The organism is Micromonospora sp. C41, from assembly GCF_018070485.1.
GTDB lineage: Bacteria > Actinomycetota > Actinomycetes > Mycobacteriales > Micromonosporaceae > Micromonospora > Micromonospora chalcea.
The window spans coordinates 155598-179793 of record NZ_JAGPXP010000005.1 but is presented as its reverse complement, the minus strand read 5'-3'; the positions used below and the strand labels follow the sequence as shown (position 1 = coordinate 179793).

Annotated in this window: 20 protein-coding genes; 10 read left to right on the top strand and 10 right to left on the bottom strand. The window is 71.8% G+C overall.

Translation table 11 applies throughout. The annotated features are described in order from the left end of the window. Positions 1–83: 83 nt before the first annotated feature. Positions 84–1832 (bottom strand): murein biosynthesis integral membrane protein MurJ, encoded by a 1749-nt coding sequence (gene murJ, locus KBX43_RS08095; RefSeq protein WP_064448057.1) that lies wholly within the window; start codon positions 1830–1832, stop codon positions 84–86. Between the two features lie 132 nt (positions 1833–1964). Here murJ and KBX43_RS08090 point away from each other — a divergent pair, with 132 nt between their 5' ends. Continuing rightward, the gene (locus tag KBX43_RS08090) at positions 1965–3425 is read left to right on the top strand and encodes a CCA tRNA nucleotidyltransferase (RefSeq protein WP_043327693.1); all 1461 of its coding nucleotides are present in this window, start codon (positions 1965–1967) and stop codon (positions 3423–3425) included. Positions 3426–3609: 184 nt separating this feature from the next. Next, entirely contained in the window at positions 3610–5649 is a 2040-nt protein-coding gene (locus KBX43_RS08085; RefSeq protein ID WP_043327694.1) for a S8 family serine peptidase, read from the top strand. 64 nt (positions 5650–5713) lie between these two features. On the opposite strand, the gene KBX43_RS08080 is transcribed toward KBX43_RS08085, so the two are convergent. Genes KBX43_RS08080 through KBX43_RS08065 form a run of 4 tightly spaced genes read right to left on the bottom strand, consistent with a single transcriptional unit; the run spans position 5714 to position 9424 of the window. Continuing rightward, entirely contained in the window at positions 5714–7222 is a 1509-nt protein-coding gene (locus tag KBX43_RS08080) for a flotillin family protein (RefSeq protein ID WP_043327695.1), read from the bottom strand. Between the two features lie 21 nt (positions 7223–7243). After that, on the bottom strand, positions 7244–7786 hold the full coding sequence (locus KBX43_RS08075; RefSeq protein ID WP_210883937.1) for an NfeD family protein: 543 nt from the start codon (positions 7784–7786) through the stop codon (positions 7244–7246). Positions 7787–7817: 31 nt separating this feature from the next. Next, positions 7818–8918: a PD40 domain-containing protein gene (locus KBX43_RS08070; protein ID WP_210883936.1), complete on the bottom strand. Its 1101-nt coding sequence runs from the start codon at positions 8916–8918 to the stop codon at positions 7818–7820. Next, complete coding sequence (locus KBX43_RS08065; RefSeq protein WP_369799317.1) at positions 8915–9424, bottom strand: SigE family RNA polymerase sigma factor; 510 nt, start codon at positions 9422–9424, stop codon at positions 8915–8917. Before KBX43_RS08065 ends, KBX43_RS08070 begins: the two co-directional genes overlap by 4 nt. Before the next feature lie 68 nt (positions 9425–9492). Between KBX43_RS08065 and KBX43_RS08060 the strand changes: the two genes are divergently transcribed. Next, positions 9493–9972, top strand: a complete 480-nt coding sequence (locus KBX43_RS08060) for a methylated-DNA--[protein]-cysteine S-methyltransferase (RefSeq protein ID WP_210883935.1) — start codon at positions 9493–9495, stop codon at positions 9970–9972. A gap of 65 nt (positions 9973–10037) precedes the next feature. Here KBX43_RS08060 and KBX43_RS08055 read toward each other — a convergent pair whose 3' ends face one another. Further along, positions 10038–11117 carry an inositol-3-phosphate synthase gene (locus KBX43_RS08055; RefSeq protein WP_030499482.1) on the bottom strand — a complete coding sequence of 360 codons (1080 nt, stop codon included), beginning with the start codon at positions 11115–11117 and terminating at the stop codon, positions 10038–10040. A 23-nt stretch (positions 11118–11140) separates the two neighbouring features. Beyond that, on the bottom strand, positions 11141–11779 hold the full coding sequence (locus tag KBX43_RS08050; RefSeq protein ID WP_030499481.1) for a PadR family transcriptional regulator: 639 nt from the start codon (positions 11777–11779) through the stop codon (positions 11141–11143). A gap of 174 nt (positions 11780–11953) precedes the next feature. On the opposite strand from KBX43_RS08050, the gene KBX43_RS08045 reads away from it, so the two are divergent. From KBX43_RS08045 to KBX43_RS08035, 3 genes are all read left to right on the top strand, one after another. Continuing rightward, positions 11954–12400, top strand: coding sequence for a DUF5318 domain-containing protein (locus KBX43_RS08045; RefSeq protein ID WP_030499480.1), 447 nt, complete (start codon positions 11954–11956; stop codon positions 12398–12400). Positions 12401–12594: 194 nt separating this feature from the next. Further along, positions 12595–15420 (top strand): transglycosylase domain-containing protein, encoded by a 2826-nt coding sequence (locus KBX43_RS08040; RefSeq protein ID WP_210883934.1) that lies wholly within the window; start codon positions 12595–12597, stop codon positions 15418–15420. 122 nt (positions 15421–15542) lie between these two features. Beyond that, positions 15543–17099, top strand: coding sequence for a glycosyltransferase family 87 protein (locus KBX43_RS08035; protein WP_210883932.1), 1557 nt, complete (start codon positions 15543–15545; stop codon positions 17097–17099). A 21-nt stretch (positions 17100–17120) separates the two neighbouring features. Here the strand turns inward: KBX43_RS08035 and KBX43_RS08030 are convergent, their stop codons facing one another. Next, positions 17121–19322 carry a hypothetical protein gene (locus KBX43_RS08030; RefSeq protein WP_210883926.1) on the bottom strand — a complete coding sequence of 734 codons (2202 nt, stop codon included), beginning with the start codon at positions 19320–19322 and terminating at the stop codon, positions 17121–17123. Next, the gene (locus tag KBX43_RS08025; protein ID WP_209963791.1) at positions 19319–20101 is read right to left on the bottom strand and encodes a deoxyribonuclease IV; all 783 of its coding nucleotides are present in this window, start codon (positions 20099–20101) and stop codon (positions 19319–19321) included. The genes KBX43_RS08030 and KBX43_RS08025 overlap by 4 nt, the downstream gene beginning before the upstream one ends. Positions 20102–20740: 639 nt before the next feature. Between KBX43_RS08025 and rpsF the strand changes: the two genes are divergently transcribed. The 4 genes from rpsF to rplI all read left to right on the top strand — a co-directional run bounded on the left by rpsF (position 20741) and on the right by rplI (position 22381). Further along, complete coding sequence (gene rpsF / locus KBX43_RS08020; protein WP_013289357.1) at positions 20741–21031, top strand: 30S ribosomal protein S6; 291 nt, start codon at positions 20741–20743, stop codon at positions 21029–21031. Between the two features lie 80 nt (positions 21032–21111). Beyond that, complete coding sequence (locus KBX43_RS08015; protein ID WP_018788497.1) at positions 21112–21639, top strand: single-stranded DNA-binding protein; 528 nt, start codon at positions 21112–21114, stop codon at positions 21637–21639. 41 nt (positions 21640–21680) lie between these two features. Continuing rightward, positions 21681–21920, top strand: coding sequence for a 30S ribosomal protein S18 (rpsR, locus tag KBX43_RS08010; RefSeq protein ID WP_007073789.1), 240 nt, complete (start codon positions 21681–21683; stop codon positions 21918–21920). Positions 21921–21934: 14 nt separating this feature from the next. Then, on the top strand, positions 21935–22381 hold the full coding sequence (gene rplI, locus KBX43_RS08005) for a 50S ribosomal protein L9 (RefSeq protein ID WP_013289354.1): 447 nt from the start codon (positions 21935–21937) through the stop codon (positions 22379–22381). 92 nt (positions 22382–22473) lie between these two features. Here rplI and KBX43_RS08000 read toward each other — a convergent pair whose 3' ends face one another. After that, a complete protein-coding gene (locus tag KBX43_RS08000) occupies positions 22474–24192 on the bottom strand; it encodes a hypothetical protein (protein WP_210883925.1) in 1719 nt (572 codons plus the stop codon). Positions 24193–24196 lie beyond the last annotated feature (4 nt).

Here is a 24196-nt window from a genome sequence, read left to right as displayed (position 1 = left end):
CCCAGTGGACGGGGGAATTCCAAGTTATCCACAGCCGTATCCCCAGCCTGGTGATCCTCGTTCACCGTCGGTCACCGAGGGGGTCAACGCCCGAGGCGCCGCCGGACCATCCCGACCACCTCGGTGATCTCGCCGATCCGCAGCACCATGGCGAGCCCGAGGTAGGTGGCGCCGATCGCCGCCCCGCCGATCACCAACTGGACCGCCGCGGCGAGCCAGCTCAGGCTCGCCGGGTCGCCCGGCAGCACCGCGACCACGAGCAGGCCGACGACCGCCGCGCCGAGGGCCGCCACGACCACCCGGCCGAGCGTGCGCATGATCCCGCCCAGCCCGATCCGGCCCACCCGGGGCCGCAGCAGCATCGCCGAGATGATCGCCGCCGCCAGGTACGACACGGCGTTGCCGAGCATCATCCCGGCCGCCGCGAACGTGTTCGAGAAGATCAGGAACAGACCGACCTGGAGCAGGACGCGCAGCGCCACCACCGGAATGTTGACCAGAGCCGGGGTACGGGTGTCCGGCAGCGCGTAGAACGCGAAGGTGAAGAGCTGGCTGACCGCGAACGGCACCAGGCCGAGCGCCGCCACCAGCAGCACCGTCGAGGTGGCCACCGCGTTGTCGCCGGTGAACGCGCCGTACCGGAACACCACCACCGAGATCGGGGCGGCCAGCACCGCGTAGCAGACCGCGATGGGCGCGAGCACCGCGGTGACCATCCGGGTGCCCCGGGACAGGTCGGCGGTGACGTCGTGGAACCGGTTCTCGGCGGCGGCCGCGCTCATCCGCGGCATCAGCGCGGTGATGATCGAGACGGCGATGATGCCGTGCGCCATCATCAGCAGCAGGAAGACGTTGTTGTAGATCAGCAGGCCGGCGTTCTGGCCGTCCCCGCCGGTGGCCCGGTTGAGCAGGTTGACCACCACGAAGAGGCCGAGCTGGTTGACCGCGACGTAGCAGAACATCCAGGCGCCGAGCCGGGCCAGCTCGCGCAGCCCCAGCTCGCGGAAGTCGAACCGTGCCTTCCACCGGAAGCCGACCTTGCGCAGCGCGGGCAGCAGGCCGATCGCCTGCACCGCGACGCCCAGCAGGGTGCCGCCGCCGACCAGCAGGATCCGGTCCCAGCCCACCTCGCCGGGCGGCAGCGCCTTCGCGCTGTAGACGACGATGTACAGGCCGAACGTGCCGATGGACACGATGTTGTTGAGGATCGGCGCCCACATCGGGGCGGCGAAGTGCCCCCGGGTGTTCAGCACCGCGGCGATCAGCGCGCTGATGCCGGTGAAGAACAGCATCGGCAGCATCAGGTACGACAGCCGGGTGACCAGCGTGGTGTACGCCGGGTCGTCGCTGCCGGCCGCGTACACGGCGGTGAGCACCGGGGCCAGCACCACGGCGATCAGCGCGGTCGCGGCCAGGGCCAGCACCGCGAGGGTCAGCAGGCGCTGCGCGTACGCCTCGCCCCGGTCCGCGTCGATCTTGCGGCGGCGGACCAGCACCGGCACCAGGACGCTGGTCAGCACGCCGCCGAGCAGGAACTCGTAGACCTGGTTGGGCAGGAACTGGGCGGTGGTGAACGCGTCACCGACCATGGTGCCGAGCGCGGCGCCGATCATCAGGTTGCGGATGAAGCCCGTACCCCGGCTGACCAGGCTGCCGATGGCCATCACCGCGCTGTTCGCCGCGGCGCTGGTCTCGGCCACCACCTCCTGCGGGGGCGCGACGGCCTCGACGCCCGGCTGGTTCAGCGGCTCGGCGGAGATGAAGGTGGCGCCGTCGTCCGGCGGCAGGCCGCCGCCGTGCGCGTTCGCGCTGCGGTAGAGCCCGCCGCTCATCTGCCAGCCTCCAAGGGGTACGTCGCAACCGGGTCCGGCCGGCCCCGCCCAACCGGAACCTTAGTCAACCTCCGCCCGTTACCCGCGCCCGGCGCGGTCGATCCACCCTCGGCCCGATAGGCTGGCGATCCCATGTCCGAAGCCTCCGCCTCCCACGCCGCCGACCGCCGCGAGCTGACCGCCGCGCAGCGCAACGCCGTCGCCGAACTGCTCCGAGTCTCACCGGTCGCCGACGAGCTGGGCCGGCGCTTCGCCCAGGCCGGTCACGAACTGCACCTGGTGGGCGGATCCGTCCGCGACGCGCTGCTCGGCCGGCTCGGCAACGACCTCGACTTCTGCACCGACGCCCACCCAGACGAGACGGTCAAGGTCATCCGTGGCTGGGCGGAGTCGATCTGGGAGACCGGGCGTGAGTTCGGCACCATCGCCTGCCAGCGCGACGGCCTCAACCTGGAGATCACCACCTTCCGGGCCGAGGTCTACGACCAGGTCAGCCGTAACCCGGTGGTGCAGTACGGCACCAGCCTGGTCGAAGACCTGAAGCGCCGCGACTTCACCGTCAACGCGATGGCGGTCAGCCTGCCCGACCACCGGTTCACCGACCCGTACGGCGGGCTGGCCGACCTGGCCGCCAAGATCATCCGTACCCCCGGCACGCCGCAGGAGTCGTTCCGCGACGACCCCCTGCGGATGCTGCGCGCGGCCCGGTTCGCCGCCCAGCTCCGCTTCGCCGTTCACCCGGACGTCCGCGCCGCGATGACCGAGATGGCCGGCGACCTGGACCGGATCACCGCGGAACGGATCCGGGACGAGTTCACCAAGCTGCTCTGCGGCGCCGACCCGATCACCGGGCTGCGGCTGCTCGTCGACACCGGCCTGGCCGAGCGCTTCCTGCCCGAGCTGACCGGCCTGAAGCTCACCATCGACGAGCACGCCCAGCACAAGGACGTCTACGAGCACACGCTCACAGTGGTCAGCAACGCCATGTCACTGGAGTCCGACGGCTGCGACTTCGTGCTGCGGATGGCCGCGCTGATGCACGACGTCGGCAAGCCGGCCACCAAGGCGGTCGGCGCGGACGGCCGGGTCAGCTTCCACCACCACGAGGTGGTCGGGGCCCGGCTGACCAAGGCCCGGATGAAGGCGATGCGCTACTCCAAGGAGATCACCTCCCAGGTGGTCAAGCTGGTCGGCCTGCACCTGCGCTTCTACGGGTACGGCCGGGGCGAGTGGACCGACTCGGCGGTGCGCCGGTACGTCACCGACGCCGGCGACCTGCTGTCCCGCCTGCACAAGCTGACCCGTTCCGACTGCACCACCCGCAACCGGCGCAAGGCCGCGCAGCTCGCGGCCGACTACGACGCGCTGGAGGAGCGGATCGCCCGGATCGCCGCCGAGGAGGACCTGGCCCGGGTGCGGCCCGACCTGGACGGCAACGCGATCATGGAGTTGCTCGGCGTACCGCCGGGACCGGTGGTCGGCCGTGCCTGGCAGCACCTCAAGGAGCTGCGACTGGAGCGCGGGCCGCTGGACCGCGACGAGGCCGAGGCGGCGCTGCTGCGCTGGGCCCGCGACGAGGGCATCATCGGCTGACCTCCCCGCGCGGGGAAGCTCCACGACGATACGGCGGCGTGTCGACCGAAAGGTTGACGTGCATCGGTCGATGTCTCGCGCATGATGATGGTCATCATCAGCCACCCGGATCGACGGGTACGGCTGTCCTGATCACATCCGCCCGTCCCGAAGGGACGGCCGCTGGACACGGGGAGAGCATTCAGTGTCACGTCATGGCGCGCTGCGCCGCTCCGCGCTGGTGGGGCTTGCCCTCACCTCCGCGACCTCCATCATCTGCGCCGCCACCGGCGGCGCCGCCTCGGCCGACCCGGCCGGCCCGAAGCGTGCCCCGGTCCGGGGCGCCGACACCGCCGCGGCGGTACCCGGCCGCTACATCGTCGTCCTCAAGGACGGCAAGGCCGGTCCCGCCAAGGTGAAGTCCACCGCGTCGGCCCTCGCCGGCGAGCACGGCGGCTCCGTACGTCGGGTGTTCGGCAAGGCGCTGTCCGGCTACTCCGCCAGCATGGACCGCCGGCAGGCGGAGCGCCTCGCCGCGGACCCGGCCGTCGCCTACGTGCAGCAGGTCCAGCGCTACCAGGCCACCGGCACCCAGACCACCCCGCCGTGGGGGCTGGACCGGATCGACCAGTCCCGGACGAAGACCGACGGCCGGTACACCTACCCGGCGACCGGCGCCGGAGTGACCGCCTACGTCATCGACACCGGCATCGACATCGACCACGAGGACTTCGGCGGCCGGGCCCGCAACGGCTACGACGCGGTGGAGTCCGACGACGTGGCGCAGGACTGCGACGGCCACGGCACGCACGTGGCCGGCACGATCGGCGGCACGAAGTACGGGGTCGCCAAGGACGTCGCGCTCGTCGCCGTACGGGTGCTCGACTGCGACGGCGGCGGCAGCAGCGAACAGGTGCTCGCCGGCATCGACTGGGTCACCTCGCACGCCACCGGGCCGTCGGTGGCCAACATGAGCCTCGGCTTCGGGGGCATCGACCAGGCGGTGAACGACGCGGTCGCCCGCTCCATCGCCTCCGGCATCACCTACGCCGTCGCGGCCGGCAACAGCATGCAGGACGCCTGCGGCGAGTCACCGGCGCGGGTGCCGGCGGCCATCACCGTCGGCGCCACCGACCAGATCGACTTCCGGGCCTGGTTCTCCAACTACGGCACCTGCCTGGACACCTTCGCGCCGGGCACCGGCATCGTCTCGGCCAAGGCCGGCACCGCCACCGGCACGGAGACGATGAACGGCACGTCGATGGCCTCCCCGCACGTGGCGGGCGCCGCGGCGCTGGTGCTGGAGGCACACCCGGGCTGGACCCCGCAGCAGGTGCGCGACTCGGTCGTGGGCACGAGCGTCAGCGGCGCGGTGCACGACATCATGGGCTCGCCCGACCGGCTGCTGCACGTCGGCGACGCGGTGGTGGCGCGCGAGTCGTACGGCCTCAAGGCCCGCGGCAACGGCCTGTACGTGACGGCGGAGAGCGGCGGCAACCGGCCGCTGATCGCGCGCGGCACCGAGGTCGGCGCCTGGGAGCGGTACGACGTGGTGGACGCCGGCAACGGCTACTACGGCCTGCGTGCCGTCACGAACAACCTGTTCGTCACCGCCGAGAGCGGCGGCAACCGGCCGCTGATCGCCCGGTCCGCCGCGATCGGCGACTGGGAGAAGTTCCAGATCGTCACGAACACCGACGGCTCGGTCAGTCTGAAGGCCGTCACAAACGGCAAGTACGTCACCGCCTCGAACACCACCAACCCGCTGATCGCCAGCAAGACCACCATCGGCGCGGCGGAGAAGTTCGACTTCGACGCGGCGCCCCCGGTGGTCGGCATCAAGGCGGTGGCAAACGGCAACTACGTGACCACCGAGAGCGGCGGCACCCGGCCCCTGATCGCCCGGGCCGCGACCGTCGGGGCCTGGGAGCGGTACGAGGTCGTCAGCGTGGGCGACGGGTTCTTCGCCCTGCGCGCGCTGGCGAACAACCAGTTCGTCACGGCGGACGCCGGCGGCAACCGGGCGCTGATCGCGAAGGCCACCGTGATCGACGCCTGGGAGGTCTTCGACTTCCTCGACTACAACACCGACGGCTCGGTCTACCTGCGGGCGAACGCCAACGGCAAGGCGGTCACCGCCGGCGCGACCGGGGGCAGCCAGCTCATCGCCAGCCGCGTCATCGACTGGAACAGCGAGACCCTGGGCCTGAGCACCGGCGAGAAGTTCGTCTTCGCCGCGCTCTGACCCGCCACACCGAAACGGCGCCCGCCGGCTCCCCGAGGGGAGACCCGGCGGGCGCCGTCGTTCGTCACGCGTCGACGGTGCTGCCGTCCACAGTGCTCTTGCCGTTGTTCTGCGCGCTGCTGCCCAGCCGCGCCAGCAGCCCGGCCAGGTCGATGCCGGTGAGGTCGCTGCCCAGCTGGAGACCCTGGGCGACGTTCCCGGCCACCGACTTGGTCAGCGACGACGCGCCGTCGGTGGAGATCACCGTCATCTTGTCGATCGCGCCGATCGGGGCGCTGGCCGCGCCGACCACCTCGGGCAGCACCTTGACCAGCAGGTCCAGGACGGCCGCCTCGCCGTACGCGGCGAACGCCTCGGCCTTGCGGGCCATCGCGTCGGCCTCGGCCTGACCCTTGGCGAGGATGGCCGCCGCCTCGGCCTGGCCCTCCCGCTCGACCGCCTCGGCGATCGCGGAACGCCGGCGCTGCTCCGCCTCGCCCTCCTTGGCGCCCTCGATCGCGTTCGCCTCGGCCAGCGCGGCCCGGCGGGCCCGCTCGCCCTCACCGGTGAGGCGGGCCTGCTCGGCGGCGGCCTGCGCGGCGGCGATGGTCGCCTGCCGCTGCGCGTCGGCGTTGAGCACCGCCGCGTTGCGGTTCGCCTCGGCCTCCTGCTCCACCTTGTACCGGGCCGCGTCGGCCGGCTTGCGCACCTCGGTGTCGAGCTGGCGCTGCTTCAGCTCGGCGTTGCGCTCGGCCACCTTCTGCTGCTCGGAGAGGATCGCCTGGTCCCGCTCGGCCTGGGCGAGCGGCCCGGCCGCCGCCGACTTCGCCTTGGCCGCGTCGATCTCGGCCTGGATGCCGGCCTGCTTGAGCGCCAGGTTCCGGTTCGCCTCGGCGATCGCCTCCTCGGCGAGCAGCCGCTCCTGCTCGGCCTGCTGGCGGGCCCGCGCCTCGGCGATGGCCGCGTCCTTGAGCACCCGGGCCGCCTCCGGCCGGCCCAGGTCCTGCAGGTAGGAGCCCTCGGCCAGGATGTCCTGGAGCTGGAACGTGTCCAGCACCAGGCCCTGGTTGGTCATCGAGTGCTCGGCCTCCTCGGCGACCGCGCTGGCGAACGCCGCCCGGTCCCGGATGATCTCCTCGACGGTGAGCCGCCCGACGATCGAGCGGAGCGCGCCGGCGAGCACCTCGCGGGTGAAGTTGTCGATCTCCTCCTGCTGGTTGAGGAAGCGCTGGGCGGCGGCGCGGATCGCGTCCTCGGTGCCGCCGACCTTGACGATCGCGACGCCGTGCAGCTCGGTGCGGATGCCCTGCTTGCTCACCGCGCCGCGGATGCTGACGTCGATCCGGCGGCTGGACAGGTCGAGCGACTGGAGCTTCTGCACCACCGGCAGGACGAACACCGAGGCGCCGAGCACGACCTTCTGCCCGGACATGTCGGTGGAGCGGGCTCCGTCGGCGGTCTGGGTGGTGCGGCCCTTGCGGCCGGTGACGATGAACGCCTGGTTCGGCCCGGCCACCTTGATCCGGGACAACACGAAGAGTACGAGGACGACGGCGAGGAGGACCGCGCCGCCGATGGCGACGAGCAGGGGCATGGGCATTCCCGTCTGTTGGTGTCAGTAGGTCTCGACGTGCACGCTGGTCTCGCTCAGTGCTTCGACCACGAAGATCCGGGTGCCGACCGGGATCGGCCCGTCGGCGCGGGCGTTGAGCTTCACCGGCTGGCCGGCGAGGCGTACCCGCACCTCGCCGTAGCCGCCGCTGGGGATCGGCGTCACCACCAGGCCGATCGCGCCGGCCAGGTGGTCGCGGGTGGGGGTGGCGTCGGTGCGCATGTTGCGGGCCGCGCGACTGAGCCGGGCCGCCAGCCAGCCGGTGGGCACGGCGGCGAGCGCGCCGCCGGCCACCGCCGCCGCGATCATCCCGGGGGTACGTCCGCCGATCAACTCGTTGACGATCGCGGCGCCGAAGCCGAACGCGCCGGTGAACCCGGCGGCCGCCTCCAGCGACACCGGCCCGTCGACGTCCGGCTGGCCGAGGTGGAGCACTCCCGAGCCGAGCAGGGCGAGCGTCAGCACGCCCACACCGACCCCGCCGATGATCAGGAAGATGAGCGTCCCGGTGGCCATGACCTGCACGGTATCGACGCCGTGCAACATCCACTACGTCCAGCAGAGGTTCAGCGCCGGGTCAGCGCGGCGCGATCGTCACCTCGGCGAGGGCGAGGTCCTCCGGCAGCGGCTGACGCACGAGTTCGCGGCCGGTGGTGTCGGCGAGCACGAAGTCCCGCGACCCGTACGGCCGCCGGTAGAGCAGGCGGTCGTCGCCGACCCAGACGACGTCGGCCACCGGCAACGGGTTCACCACGCGGCCGGTCGCCGCCTCCACGAGCAGGGGCTCCTTCTGCCCCTGCACCACCACCAGCCGCCCGTCCGGTGACCACGCCCAGGGCCCGGCCGGGTCGCCCGGCAGCGGCTCGAACCGGGTGGGCCGGCCGCTGTCGGCGGCGAAGAACTGCACGCCCCGCCGGGGATGCCGGATCGCCTCGGACCGAGGCCCGTTCGGGTCGGTCTGCTGGAGCAGCACCTCCCGTCCGTCGCGCGACCAGAGGAAGAAGCACGAGTCGGTGCAGGGATAGCGGGCGGTGTCGACGGCGTGGGACCGCGTGGTGCCGGCGGCGCTCAGCACGACGAAACCGGGGTGACCGACCCGGTTACTGGTGAACAGCAGGCTGCGGCCGTCCGGCGACCAGTTCGGCGAGCCCAGCGCGCGGCCCGGCTCGTACCAGCGGGTGGTGCCCCGGACCACGTCGACCAGGCCGACCTGCCGGGGCCGGTCGTCGTCCCAGACCGCCACCAGCGAGCCGGTGGGCGCGGGCAGGACGGCGTCGTAGCGGCCGTTGCCGAAGTACCGGCCGCGTCCCCGGTCGAGCAGGTACGACGGCCCGGCGGCGCCCGCCCTCGCCTGCGTGCCGGTGACCACCCAGTCGCCGGGCAGCACCAGCGGCCCGTCCGCCCAGTCCGGTCCGGGCGCCGACCTGATGACAGGCGACGGGTCGACGGTGACCGGCGGCGCGGTCGGCGGCGGGGCGGGACGCGGCCGGAGCAGGACGAACGGCAGCACCACCGCGAGCACGGCGACGAGCGCGGCAGCGGCAGTGCCCACCCGCCGTCGGCGGCGCAGCCTGCGGCCCCGGCCGAGCGCGCGCCACGCCAGGTCCGGCGCGGGCGCGGCGCCGTCGGCGAGATCGTGTACGGCCGTCCGCAGCGTCTCGTCCAGCGACGTGCTCATCGGGTCACCTCCGTCCGGTTCGTCAGCCCGTCCAGCCCCGGCACCAGCTTCCGGAGGCGGGCCAGCGCCTTGGTGCTCTGGCTGGCCACGGTGCCGGGGCGGCAGCCGAGCAGCGCGGCTGTCTGCTCGACGCTCAGGTCCTCCAGGTAGCGCAGGGTGAGCACGGCCCGCTGGCGCGGCGGCAGTGTCCGCAGCGCGTCCCGCACCAGCAGCCGCAGGTCGCTGTCGTCGCCGGCGGCCGGTCGCTCCGGCAGTTCGGCCACCGGCACCTCCGCGCGTCGCGCCCGCCGCCGCCAGCCGGAGACCTGGTCGTGGTAGAGGATCCGTTTCACGTACGGCTCCGCGTCGCCGTGGATCCGGGGCCACCGGACGTACGCCTTGGCCAGCGCGTTCTGCAGCAGATCCTCCGCCGCGTGCTGGCTGCCGGCCAGCGCGTAGGCGACCCGCAGCAGGGCCGCTCCCCGCTCGTTGACGAACGCGGTGAACTCCCCGTCGACCTCTGCCACCGTCCACCTCCGCATCTCCAGACGCCCGGGGCGGGGAAATCTTTGCCCGTCGCGCGACAATGGGTGGCATGCGCTGGACAGTGCTCGACTCACCGATCGGGGAGTTCTCCGTCGGCACCGACGACGAGGCGGTGCGCGGCGCGCACTTCGGCCGGGTGGACGGGGCGGCCGACGAGCCCGGCGACGCGGTGGCGCGGCTGGCGGTGACGGAGCTGCGGGCGTACTTCGCCGGTGAGCTGACCGAGTTCACGGTGCCGGTGTCGGCCCCGCGCGGCTCGGAGTTCGAACGCGCGGTCTGGCGGGAGATGACAGGCATCCCGTACGGGGAGACGAAGACCTACGGCGAGGTGGCGAAGGCGGTCGGCGACCCGGGCGGCGCGCGGGCGGTCGGGGTGGCCTGCAACCGCAATCCGGTGCCGGTGATCGTGCCCTGTCACCGGATCGTCGGCGCGGGCGGCAAGCTGGTCGGCTTCGGCGGCGGGCTGCCGCGCAAGGTGACGCTGCTGGAGCTGGAGGCGGCCGTGGCGCTGCGGCGCGCCTGGTCCTGACGTACCCGAAGAAGGAAGGCCGGGTCCGCGCGGACCCGGCCTTCCTTCTTCAGCGTTTCAGCGCGTCAGCGCTCGATCTCGCCGGCGATGAACGCCTCGACGGCGGCGTGCGCGTCGTGGTCGGCGTACTGCTCCGGCGGGGACTTCATGAAGTACGAGGAGGCGGAGAGGATCGGGCCACCGATCTTCCGGTCCAGCGCGATCTTCGCGGCCCGGACGGCGTCGATGATGACACCGGCCGAGTTCGGCGAGTCCCACACCTCGAGCTTCAGCTCCGCGTTGAGCGGGGTGTCGCCGAAGGAACGGCCCTCCAGGCGGATGTACGCCCACTTGCGGTCGTCCAGCCACGGCACGTGGTCGGACGGGCCGATGTGCACGTCGCTCTTCTGCATCTCGTGCGGGATCTGGGAGGTCACCGACTGGGTCTTCGAGATCTTCTTCGAGACCAGGCGGTTGCGCTCCAGCATGTTCATGAAGTCCATGTTGCCGCCGAAGTTGAGCTGGTACGTGCGCAGCAGCTCGACCCCGCGGTCCTCGAAGAGCTTCGCCAGGGCGCGGTGGACGATCGTGGCGCCGACCTGGCTCTTGATGTCGTCGCCGACGATCGGCAGGCCGGCGTCGGTGAACTTCTTCGCCCACTCCGGGTCGGAGGCGATGAAGACCGGCAGGGCGTTCACGAACGCGCAGCCGGCGTCGATCGCGGCCTGGGCGTAGAACTTGTCGGCCTCCTCGGAGCCCACCGGGAGGTAGGAGACGACCACGTCGACCTGCGCGTCGCGCAGCGCCTGCGCCACGTCGACCGGCTTGGCGTCCGACTCCTCGACGATCTCGCGGTAGTACTGGCCGAGACCGTCGAAGGTCGGGCCGCGCTGCACGGTGACGCCGGTCGGCGGCACGTCGCACAGCTTGATCGTGTTGTTCTCGCTGGCGACGATCGCCTCCGCGAGGTCCATGCCCACCTTCTTGGCGTCCACGTCGAACGCCGCGACGAACTTCACGTCGGATACGTGGTAGTCGCCGAAGGTGACGTGCATGAGACCCGGGACGCGGTCGTTCGGGTCGGCGTTCCGGTAGTACTCCACGCCCTGGACCAGGGACGAGGCGCAGTTACCCACACCGACGATGGCGACGCGGACGGAGCCCATAGCGTCTGCCTCCTTCTTCTTCATCACGGCCGCTCTGTCCTGGACGTTCCAGGCGTGGGCGGGCTGTCGTTGTCTCGTCGGCCGTCGGCCGTCCCGGTTCGCGGGTCGGCCGGGGCCCGGCCGGAGCGCTCGTTGGCGATGAGCTCCTCCAGCCAGCGGACTTCGCGCTCACAGGCGTCGAGCCCGTGGCGTTGCAGTTCCAGGGTGTACGCGTCGAGTCGCTCGGCTGCCCGGCCGAGCACGTCACGAAGACCTTCGCGACGTTCCTCGATCTTGCGACGACGACCTTCCAGGATCCGGAGCCGGGTGGCCTGGTCGGTCCGGGCGAAGAACGCGAAGTGCACCCCGAAGCCCGTGTCGTCGTACGTCTCGGGTCCAGCCTGCGCTATCAGCTGGGCGAAGCGTTCCTTGCCCTCCGCGGTAATGGTGTAGACCACCCGACCACGTCGGCTGGTCAGCGCGGGAACCTCCTCGGCGGTCGCGGGTGTCTCAGCGGCTTCGGTGATCCATCCCGCCGCCTGCAGCCGGCGCAGGGTCGGGTAGAGCGAGCCGTAGCTGATCGCCGCCCGGATGGCGCCGAGCTTGGCGGTCAGCTCCTTGCGCAGTTCGTAGCCGTGCATCGGCGCCTCCTGCAGGAGGCCGAGGATGGCGAGCTCGAGCACGGGCCATCCCTTCTTTCCCCCTGCGCGGAGCACTAACCACCGCGATGTATCGGACCGATACATCGCACGTTAGCGGACGCCGATGTACGGGGCAAACCCTGTCTTACGCGACGCGATCATCACGCATCGTGACCATGGTCGCCTGGGTTCGTCGGAGCGCGTACCCTTTGCCGCATGCGTACGCAGCGCCAGGTCGTCGACTACTCGCTCCAGAAGCGGGCGGTGCTGCGTGAACTGCTCGCCGGGCGGATCGGCACGTACGACGTCTGCGACGCCTCGCCGTACCTGAAGAACGCTGCGCGCTTCCACGGCGAGCCGACCGATCACCGCTGCCCGATCTGCCGCAGCGAGAACCTGATCCACGTCCACTACATTTACGGTGACGAACTCAAGCAGTCGGCCGGCCAGGCGCGTACCCGGGCCGAGTTGCCCGTCCTGGCCATGACGCTGCGTGAGTTCCAGGTGTTCGTGGTGGAGGTCTGCCCCGGCTGCGACTGGAACCATCTCGTCGAGCAGTTCCTGCTCGGCCGGGACGGTCTCGTGGGCGAGGCGGAGGGCGCGGAGGATTCCGTCGCGGCCAACGGCTCCACCCCTCGGCGAAGGCGAGAGGCGCAACGGTGAACGTGGCTGTCCCGATCTCTGCCGGCCCATTCCCCGGGTGGCGGAATCGACAGCCCTTAGACGTAATTAGTCCGAATAGATCGGATTTGACGGGCAACCGCGGGCACGGCCGGCGGGTAACGTCCCGTGTTCCAGCTCACGGCAACCCGGTGGCGGCGCCCCCGCGCCCCACCGCGACCGGCAGGGTGTGAGGAATGAACTACGGCGATCCCAGTTCTTCGCGTGGGCGGGCCCAGATCCCGGGCCCGAACGGCGACCCCGGTTCCGAGTGGAACCAGGGCGGGAACGGTTGGTCCGGCTCCCCGGACGGCGGCGCCTCGGCGCGCGCCTCCGCGACACCGTACGGCTCGGGCGGCCGGGCCTCGGTCGGTGGCGCCGCTCCGGCGCCGCGCCCGGCATCGGGCTCGGCCTCGGTGGGCCGGGCCGGCGCGGGTGGCCGCGCCTCGGTGCCCGTCTCGCCGGCACCCGGCGCCTCCGGGCGCGCGGGCGCCGGACGGGCGTCGGTTCCGGTCTCCCCGGCCGCTCCGGCCGGACGTGCCGCGGTCGGCGCGGCGAGCGTGGGGGCGGCGAGCGTGGGCGGGCGCGCGAGCGTCGGCGCCCGGGCGAGCGTCGGCGCGGCGGCGGTGGGCGGCCGCGCCCGGGTGCCCGGCTCCGCCGGTGGCGGTCCCGGCGGTCCCGGCGGCCCGACCGGCCCCGGCCGGGGCGGTCGCGGCGAGGACCCGGCGCGCGCGAAGAAGCGCCGCCGGATCAACATGCTGATCGCCGGCTTCGCCGTGTTCATCATGCTCGCCGGCATCGGCGTGGTGAGCTTCACCTGGTACTCCACCAAGGTGGTGCTCCCGGAGGACACGATCCCGCCGCTGTCCACCACGATCTTGGACTCGAGCGGCAAGGCCTTCGCGCGGATCGGTGACCAGAACCGCCAGCTCGTCACCATCGACCAGATTCCGGAGCACGTCCAGCACGCGGTGGCCGCGGCGGAGGACCGGAACTTCTACAAGCACTCCGGTGTGGACTACAAGGGCATCACGCGGGCCGCGTGGAACAACCTCACCGGCGGCGACAAGCAGGGCGCCTCGACCATCACCCAGCAGTACGCGCGCAACGCGTTCGACCACCTGGACCAGGACACGTACGGCCGCAAGGTGAAGGAGGCGATCCTCGCCTCCAAGCTGAACGACAAGTACGACAAGCGCGTGATCATGCAGCACTACCTGAACGTCATCTACTTCGGCCGGGGCGCCTACGGCATCCAGTCGGCGGCGCAGACGTACTTCGCCAAGAACGTCAAGGACCTGAACGTCGCCGAGGCCGCGGTGCTCGCCGCCCTGATCAAGCAGCCGGAGCCGAGCGCCACGCACAAGGGCTACGACCCGGCGATCAACGCGCAGGCCGCTGTCGACCGGTGGAACTACGTGATCAACGGCATGATCACGGAGAAGTGGCTGGACGCGCCGAACACGCCGCAGCACCCCACCGAGTACCCGAAGAACATCCAGAAGCCGTCGAAGAGCAGCGCTGGTGGCTACGGCATCGACACCCCGTACGGCAACGTCGTCAACTACGTCTCGCAGGAACTGCGCGAGATGAAGCTCTGCACCGACAACGAGGCCGAGGTGACGGACAAGAAGCCGCTGTGCGCCAAGGCGCTCAGCCGCGGCGGCTACAGGATCACCACCACGATCAACCGGAAGATGCAGGAGGCGGCGCTCGACGCGGCCCAGCGGGCCAGGAAGAAGTCCGAACTCGCCGGCCAGCCGTCGAACCTGATGGCCGCCGTGGTGGCGATCGACCCGAAGACCGGGCGCGTGCTCGCCTACTACGGCGGCGACAACGGCACCGGCACCGACTACGCCGGCAAGAACGTCGACAACGGCGTCGTGAGCGGTGGCCACTCACCGGGTTCGAGCTTCAAGATCTACACGTTGGCGGCGGCGCTGAAGGAAGGCATCTCGCTCAAGTCCCGGTGGAAGGGATCGGCGTTCACGCCGAAGGGCACCAAGTTCAAGGTCAGCAACGCCGGCGCGGACAAGGTCTCCTGCGGTGACTCCTGCACGCTCGAACTGTCGACGCTGAAGTCGCTGAACGTGCCGTTCTACTACATCACCGAGCAGATCGGCCCGGACAAGGTGCTCGACATGGCCAAGCAGGCCGGCGTCACCACCATGTGGCAGACCGACACCAACCCGGCCAAGGCGCACGACCTGACCAAGGCCGACCCGAAGGACCTCGCACCGTCGCCGTTCTTCCACGTCCTCGGTTACGGCCAGTACCCGATCACGGTGCTCGACCACGCAAACGGTGTCGCCACGTTCGCGAACCAGGGCATGTACCACAAGGCGCACTTCATCCGGAAGGTGGAGAAGCAGAACCCGGACACGGGTAAGTGGGACCTGGTCGGCGCGGAGAAGCTCAAGGGGCAGCAGCGGATCGACAAGGACATCGTCGCGGACGTCACCTCCGTGCTGAAGCAGTACCCGGGCCAGATCAACAAGCGGCTCGACGAGGGCCGCCAGGTCGCCGAGAAGACCGGCACCTGGGAACTCGGCGACAAGACCACCCGCAACGGCGACGCCTGGATGATCGGCTACACGCCACAACTCGCCACCGCCGTCTGGGTCGGCAACGTCAAGGACCGCAAGGCGATCCAGTACAAGGACGGCCGGGACATCAGCGGCGCCCGGATGCCCGGTGACATCTTCCAGCGCTTCATGAACGACGCGCTCAAGGGCAAGGACAAGGAAGAGTTCCCGCCCGCGGCGAACGTCGGCAAGGACGACGCCGGCAACGGCGAGGCCCCGCCGCCGCCGGCGAACGAGCCGGGCCAGCCGGGCGGGCCGGGCTGCGACCCGCTGGGCCTGTTCTGCCCCGGCGGTACGCCCGGCGGCGGCAACCCCGGCGGCGGCGACCAGGGTGGTAACCCCGGCGGGGGCGGGCTACCCGGTGGCGGCGGACGCCCCGGCGGTGGTGGCGGCGGTGGCGGGCTGCTACCGAGCACGCCACCGACACGCCAGAATTGACGCGCACGACCTGACGGCGGCGGCCGGACCCGAGCGGTCCGGCGCCGCCGGCGTTTCGCGTACCGGAATTTCTCCGCGCGCGACGGGACGGCGACCCCCTGTGTACGGCAGGATGCCTCTCCATGAGCACCCAGTCGCCCGCAGGCATCGATGAGCCCGGCGCGTCCGAGGCGGCGCCGCGATCGGCAGAGACGATTGACCACCCGTCCCGCTCGGACTGGTTCGTCCGCGGCGCCTCCGGTCTGATCGGGGGGCCGCTCGGCGACCACGCCGCCGCCCTGGACCGGCCGGCCGACCGCGAGAGCCGGTTCTGGACCGCCAGCCGGATCGTGCTGGCGCTGGTCTGCCTGACGCTGGCACTGCACTGGGTGCAGAAATCCCCCTGCCAGGACGGCGCGTGGCAGAACAACATCCAGTACACCCGCATGTGCTACACCGACGTGCTGGCGCTCTACTACGCCGAAGGGCTCAACGAGGGCAAGGTGCCCTACGCCGACCACCCGGTGGAGTACCCGGTGCTGACCGGCTACTTCATGGGCGCGCTCGGCCTGCCGGTGCACGCCCTCGGCGTCGACAACCCCGCCATCAACCAGGGACAGTGGTTCTACAACCTCAACGCGCTGGTGCTCGGCGCGCTCGCCGTCGCCACCGTCGCGGTCATCCTCAGCCTGCGCCGCCGACGACCCTGGGACGCCGCGTTGTTCGCGCTCTCCCCGGCCCTGGTGCTCACCGCCACCGTCAACTGGGACCTGCTCGCCATCGGCCTGGCCGCGTTCGGCCTGCTGGCCTGGGCACGCGCCCGCCCCGACCGGTACGCGATGCTGCTGCCCGCGGTGGCGGGCGTCCTGATCGGACTCGGCGGCGCGGCCAAGATGTGGCCGCTGTTCCTCCTCGGCCCGATCCTGGTGCTCGCGCTACGGGCCGGAAAACTGGCCGCCGGGCTCGTCGCCACCGCCACCGCACTGGTGTCCCTCGTGGCGGTCAACCTGCCCGTGGCGATCCCCTACCGGGAGAACTGGGAACGCTTCTTCGACCTGAACACCACACGACCCATCGACTGGGGCACGCTCTGGTACATCGGCCGCTACCTGGACGGCCGGATCAGCCCGTCCGCACCCGGCGAACTCGGGCCGTTCGAATGGCTCAACGCCAACATCCCCACGCTCAACTGGGTGTCGTACCTGCTCTTCGGGCTGGCCTGCCTCGGCGTGGCCGGGCTGGCGCTGCTGGCGCCGCGCCGGCCCCGGCTGGCCCAGCTCGCCTTCCTGGTGGTCGCCGCGTTCCTCATCTTCAGCAAGGTCTGGTCCCAGCAGTTCGTGCTCTGGCTGCTGCCGCTCGCGGTGCTCGCCCGGCCGCGCTGGGGCGCGTTCCTCGCCTGGCAGATCGCCGAGGTCGGCTACTTCGCCGCGTTCTACGGCGAACTGCTCGGCACGGCCATGTCCCGGCCCGTCTTCCCCGAGGGCGTCTTCGTGCTGGCGTCGAGCCTGCGTCTGATCACCGTGGCGGTGCTCTGCGGATTCATCATCCGGGACATCATGCGGCCCGAACTCGACGCGGTCCGGCAGACCTACGCCGACGACCCCGACGGCGGGGTGCTCGACGGCGCGCCCGACGCGCCCTGGCACCAGCGCTGGCGGGCGCGCGCCGCCGAACAGCCCGCCGAACCCGTGCCGGTGTGACCGAGACGGTCGTGTTCCGGTCTACAGCCGGAACACGACCGCCTCGCCGACCTGCTCCCGGGCCACGCCCAGCGCGTCGACCGGCCGGTCCAGCATCCCCTCCCACGGGGTGCCCTCCAGCTCGTCGCGCAACACCACCACGTTCTTCACGCCGATCTGCCGCAGGTAGTCGACGCTCGCGTAGTCCGGGAAGCTGACAGTGGCCTCCCGGATCCGGGCCTGCGACCGGGGCGTGAAGCCGCTGCCGCCGTTGACCATCGGCTGGAACCGGTCGGTGGACCAGAGCATCACCGGCTGATCCAGGTTCTGACTGCTCGGCAGCACGAGCATCGGCCCGTCCACGGTCCGCAGCGCCGCCGGCTGCCGCGGCACCACCGGCTGCGGCGTGGCGTTCAACCCCTCCACCAGCACCAGCGCCAACGGCAGCAGCGTCGCCAGCCGCAGCCACGGACCCGGCCACGGCGGCACCCGCTCGGCGGCCAGCTCGCGTACCCGCATGCAGAACGCGGTGACCGCGCCCGCCGCGAGCAGGCCAAGCAGCAGCGTGGTCCAGAGCATCATCCGGCCCGGCGTGCGCAGCCCGCTCCAGCCCGGCAGATAGTCGAACAACGGCACGTAGGTGAACCGGCCGCCGAAGAACCGGGTGCCCATCGCCAGCGCCATCGTGACGAGCACCCCGGCGAGCAGGAAGATCCGGTGCCGGACCCGCCACACCGAGAAGAACAGGCCCCCGGCGGCGAGCGCGTAGAGCACGAAGCCCGGCAGCAACGTCATCTCCGGATGCCAGGGCAGCACGGCCCGCGCGCCCTCGTGCAGGCCACCCCAGACCCGGGACTCGGCCGGCGCGGTGAAGAACCCGCTCGCCGGCGGCGAGTAGAGCCCGATGTCGCCGATCGTGCGCTCCGCGTTCGGGTGCAGCTCGGCGACCTTGAAGTAGGGCACCGCCAGCGCCGCGCCCACCGCCGCGAAGACGAGCCCGCCCAGCACGTCGGCCAGGAACAGCCGCCGGCCGAACGGGCGCTTCACCTTGCGCCGCCGCACGAACCACAGCACCACCGAGACCAGGACCACCCCGGCCAGCATGTACGCGAACGGCAGCCCGATGCCGAAGCCGAGACTGAGCTGCCAAGCGGCCACCAGCCACCCGGCGAACGCCCAGCCCGCGTGCCGGCGGCGCGGCCGGTACCCGTACCGCAGTGACCAGCCGTGCCCCCGGGCCAGCATGGCCAGCGCCAACGGGATGCCGCCGTTGGAGATGATGTGCAGGTGGCCGGCCTGGGCCAGCAGCCACGGCGCGTAGGCGAAGCTCGCCCCGGCCACCGCGCCGCCGATCCGGCCCGCGCCGAGCTGCCGGGCCAGCGCGTACGCGCCGAACGCGGCGAGCGCGTGCGCCAGCACGAACATGATGTTGTAGCGCAGCACGGCGTGCTCCGGGCCGACCCCGATCAGGCCGGCCGGGGCGTACCCGAGGAGCGTGTCGGAGAACGCGAAGCTCCAGTTCTCCGGATAGAACGTGTTCGAGTGCCACAGCTGCGCCGGGTTCGTCCGCAGGATGTGCCCGGACCAGGCCATCTGCCACGCCTGCAGGCTCGGGTCCCAGTAGTCCTGCGGCAGCGTGTGCCGCGGATAGCGCAGCGTGGGCCAGGTCATCGCCGCCGCCAGCGCCAGCGCGGCGACGACGGCGAGCGTCCACTCGTGCACCAGGAACCGGCCCACGGCGCGGACGGCCCGGCGGGGGCGGCCGAGCACCGGCTCGGGTGCCGGACCGAACGCGGACCAGGGGTCGGCCGGCTCGTCGTCGCCCGTACCGTCCTGCTTCGCGGCGTCGCTCTTCTCCGCGGCGTCGCCGTCCTTCTTGGCGGCGTCCGCTCTGTCCCGGGCCTCGGCCTCGGTCCCGGCTTCGGTGCCGGCCTCCGCCTTGTCGGTGCCGGCACCCGCCTTGTCGGCGGTGCTCGTCTTGTCGGCGGTGCTCGCCGCGCCTGCCGCCTTCGCCGCGCCGGTGCGGCGAGCCTTGCGGGTCCGCTTCGCCTTGCCGGCACTCGTCACCGTGCCCGCGGTGTCGTCCTCGCCGGAGCTGTCCGCGCCGGACGCGCGCTCGTCGGGCGAGCCGCTCCCCGGCCCGGCCCCGGCCGCGTCGTCCGGCGGGTTCTTCGCGCCGGTCCCGTCCGCCCGGGTCTCGGCGCCGGACCGGCGGCCGGTCGTGCCGGACTTCTCGGCGGTCACTCCGCCGCACCCAACTGCCCGCGCAGGAACGCGATGTCGGCAACCTGGCCCTCGACGCCGCCGGGGGTCTCCACGATCACCGGCGCGCCTGCCGCGCGGATCACCGCCACCAGCAGCTCCGGGTCGATGGTGCCGCCGGTGAGGTTGTCGTGCCGGTCCTGACCGGAGTTGAAGGCGCCCTTCGAGTTGTTCGCGTGGATCAGGTCGATCCGGCCGGTGATCGCCTTCACCCGGTCGACCAGGCCCAGCAGCTCCTCGCCGCCCGCGTGGGCGTGGCAGGTGTCGAGGCAGAAGCCGACCTCGTGGTCGCCGAGCGCGTCCCAGAGCCGGGCCAGCGAGTCGAGGTGCCGGGCACAGGCGTTGTCACCGCCGGCGGTGTTCTCGATCAGCACCGGCAGCGGGAATCCGCCGGACTCCGCCGCGTACGCGAAGGTCTTGCGCCAGTTGTCGAAGCCGACGGCGACGTCCTGGCCGGCGTTGACGTGGCCGCCGTGCACGATCAGGCCCTTGGCGCCGACGGCCGCCGCGGCGGTGGCGTGGGCGAGCAGCAGCTTGCGGCTGGGGATGCGGATCCGGTTGTTGAGCGTGGCCACGTTGATCACGTACGGCGCGTGCACGTAGAGGTCGACGTCGGCGGCGCGCAGGCGCTCGGCGTCCTCGCGCGGCTTCGGGGCCTTCCAGCCCTGCGGGTCGGCCAGGAAGAACTGCACCGCCTCGGCCTGCCGGGCGGCCGCCTCGGCCAGCGGGTCGGTCGGATCGACGTGGGCTCCGATTCGCATGCAGGGCAGCCTACGTCGCGCCTGCGACGGTCGCCGCGCTCGCCGGAGACGCCCGGCGGGTCGGAGGCGTCACCACCCGGCCCGGCGGTCGTTGTCCGAGGTGGGATCGATGGTCGACGCTCCGCCCGGACGTGGTCCACAGCACGTACGGGTGAGGGGGCCGACGCCCGGTGACGGGACGCCCCGGCGTGCGGCCCGGCACGACGGGGCGGGATCCATCAGGAATCCGGCACACCAAATGGAAGTCCGGACTAAATCCTCAATTTACCCCAAGTGGTGACGAGAGCCATTGTATGGTCAGCACAGGTGACAACACGATAAAGCTCCGCGGGGCGTCTTCGATCCAACCTCATCGGTGTGGTCGTTCCTCCCCAGGTCCCACCCAAGGAATGCGGACGGGACGCCCCGCGGCCCCGTGGACAGGGGTCCACCTGCCGGCTCTCGAGGCCGAAGGTGGGCCCCTGTCGCCGCGTCCGGGCCGTGCCGGCCGACCGGTCCGTCCATGATCGTCCGCACCGGCTATCCTGGTCCGGTTGTCCGTGTCCAGCCGGGTTCCCCCGGAACCGGTCACGGCAACGACGCACGACCTCCTGCCACGGAAGGACCGTGGCCGCTTAGCCCACAGGAGGTGAGCACGTCTTGCGTCATTACGAAGTCATGGTGATCCTCGACCCCAGCCTCGAGGAGCGCACCGTCGCCCCGTCGCTCGACACGTACCTGAACGTGATCCGGACCGCGGGTGGCTCGGTGGAGAAGACCGACGTGTGGGGCCGCCGGCGCCTCGCGTACGAGATCAACAAGAAGGCCGAGGGCATCTACGCCGTCATCGACCTCCAGGCGACGCCGGAGGCCGTTGGCGAGCTGGACCGTCAGCTCCGACTCAACGAGTCGGTGCTGCGCACCAAGGTCATCCGTCCGGAGATGCGCTGAGCATCTAGTCCCGGCACGTCCGGATCAAGCCTCATCCACGCTGTCGTACGGCTCTGAGAGCCTGTACCGCACAAAGATGAGTGCGCGAGGAGATGGTCATGGCAGGAGACACCACCATCACGGTCATCGGCAACCTGACCGATGACCCCGAGTTGCGTTTCACCCCCTCCGGCGCGGCGGTCGCCAAGTTCCGGGTCGCTTCGACGCCCCGCTTCATGGACAAGGCCTCCGGCGAGTGGAAGGACGGCGAGCCGCTGTTCCTCTCGTGCACGGTCTGGCGCCAGGCCGCCGAGAACGTCGCCGAGTCGCTGCAGCGTGGCGCTCGGGTGATCGTGTCCGGCCGGCTGCGTCAGCGGTCGTACGAGACCCGTGAGGGTGAGAAGCGCACCGTCATCGAGCTGGAGGTCGACGAGATCGGCCCGTCGCTGCGCTACGCCACGGCGAAGGTGCAGAAGATGTCCCGCTCCGGCGGCGGTGGCGGCGGCTTCGGTGGTGGTGGCGGCCAGGGTGGCGGCGGAGGCAACTTCGACGACCCCTGGGCCTCTGCTGCCCCCGCCCCCTCCCGCGGTGGTTCGGGCGGAAACTTCGACGAGGAGCCTCCGTTCTAATGGCGCCGAGCGCCCGCGATCGCAAACCAGGAGCACGAGCAATGGCTAAGGCTGCGGCACTTCGCAAGCCGAAGAAGAAGGTGAACCCGCTCGACAAGGACGGGATCACCTACATCGACTACAAGGACACCGCGCTGCTGCGCAAGTTCATCTCCGACCGCGGCAAGATCCGCGCTCGGCGGGTGACCGGCGTGACCTCGCAGCAGCAGCGGCAGATCGCCCGTGCGGTCAAGAACGCCCGCGAGATGGCGCTCCTGCCGTACACGGCCACGGCCCGCTGAGAGGAGGCACGGACATGAAGATCATCCTCACTCAGGAGGTGTCCGGCCTCGGCTCTCCGGGCGACATCGTCGAGGTGAAGGACGGCTTCGGCCGTAACTACCTGCTGCCGCAGGGCTTCGCGATCGCCTGGACCAAGGGCGCGGAGAAGCAGGTCACGGTCATCAAGCGGGCCCGCTCGGCCCGCGAGATCCGCGACCTGGGCCACGCCACCGAGGTCAAGACCCAGATCGAGGGTCTGAAGGTCAACCTGAAGGCCCGCGCCGGCGACGGCGGCCGGCTCTTCGGCTCGGTCACCCCGGCCGAGATCGTCGACGCCGTCAAGGCCGCCGGCGGCCCGACCCTGGACCGCCGCCGGCTGGAGCTGCCCGGCCACATCAAGGCGCTCGGCTCCTACCCGGTCAGCATCCGGCTGCACCCCGAGGTGACCGCCAAGTTCGACCTGAACGTGGTCAAGGGCTGACACCCGTAGCACGACGCGAAGGGCCCGCACCGGACACCGGTGCGGGCCCTTCCGCATCTCCGTCACCACGGCCCCGGCCGCACCTCCGGGTCTCAGCCGAGGGGGTTGCCGGTCACCGCGCTGATCACCACGGTCGACAGACCACCGCCCACCACGGCAGCCGCCAGCGCCACCGTCGCCGCCCGCCAGGTCGTCCCGACCTGCCGTAGCAGCACTGCCACCACCAGGCTGCTCACCAACGCCAGACCGAACCGCGGCGCCGCCGACACCAGCGAATCCAGGGCATGCGTACGCGGCGAGTCGCAGCCGCCACCGGTGATGTCGGTGACGCAACCCTCCGGCGGCTGACCGCTCAGGAACAGCAGACCGACGAGTAGCAGCACGGCCGGGACCAGATAGCAGGCCATCGTGTAGACCAGAGGCCGCAGCGGACCGCCCGGATCCGGATCCAGCAGGTCGTCTTCCAGCCGCCGGCCCCACGAGCCGCCACCGATCGTCTCCACCCGCCGGCGCAGCGTCGACCCGGCCGGCGCCACCGGCCGACCGCGCGGCACGGCACGCGGACGCGGAGCCGAGTACGCCACCGCCGGTGACCTCGGCGCCGACGGCGGTGTCTCCATCCACCGCGGATCGTCCCCGGCCAGCCGGGTACCCGACCAGAACGCCTCGGCCCGCTCCGGTGACGCCCATCCCTCCCGCACCGGCGGAGCCGTGCGATCCCACGGATCGACCTCGTCGCGCACCGGCTCCAGATAACCGGTGTCGGTGAACCGGTCCCACTCGCCCGTGTGCTCCGTGCGGTCCCACCGGCGTTCCGCCTGCTCCCAGCGGCCACCGGGCGCCGACCGGCCCCAGGCGTGCACGCCCGACGCGTCCCACGGGTCGACCGCAGGCGGCGGCTCCGGCGGCTCACGGTCGGCCGCCCGACGCCGCTGCCAGGGATCCGCCGCCGGCCGGGACTGCTCCGAACCCGACGGGGCCACCGACCGCGACCAGCCCGTCTCCGAAGCCGCCGAGGACGACCAGCCCGGCTCCGAAGCCGACCGGCCCGACGACGCCGACCGCGACCAGCCCGACTCCGACTCCGACGCCGGCCGCCGCAACTCCGGCACCGCCGACGCGGGCCAGTCGGCATCCGACGCGGCCGGACGGGACCGGTCCGGGCCCGCAACCGCCGAACGCGACCAGGCGGAGTCCGACGCCACCGGCGGCGGCCAGGAAGAACCCGACGCCGAACGACGCCGCCCGCTGTCCCGCGCGGCTTCCTCGTCGCCCGAGCCCGCCGAATCCGGCAGCCCGGACCAGATCACCTGCGGACGCCGGGTCGCCGCGCGACGGGGACGACTACGCGGCGACACCCCCGACACCGGCTCGTCGTCCGAGTCGGCACGCCTGTTCCCCACATACCCCCGCTCCTGGGGGGCGTCCATCGTCCACTCGGCGGTGTGGTCCGACAACGGACCCGCACCGATCGCCCGCGGCTCCGGCCGATCGCGCCGACGGCGGCCCGCCTCCGTGCGCCGGCCACCCTCGGACGACGGCGTCTCGACCTCGATCTCGTCGTCGTCGGGCGCCGCGTGCCGCCCGCCACCGTCCGCGCGGCTCACCCCGGACTCCAGAGCCCAGCGGGGAAGGTAGGTGTCCACCGGCTCGTCCTGGCCGCGCTCGATCGCCCGCCGCCGACTCGGCGTGCGGTAGCTCTCCGGCGCGTACGAGTCGGCCCGGCGCGGCCCGGCGGGCTCGTCCCAGGAACCGCTCGGCCGTCGCTCGCGCGGGCTGTCCTCCCCGCTTCCCCAGTCCCGGTGTCTCACGGCC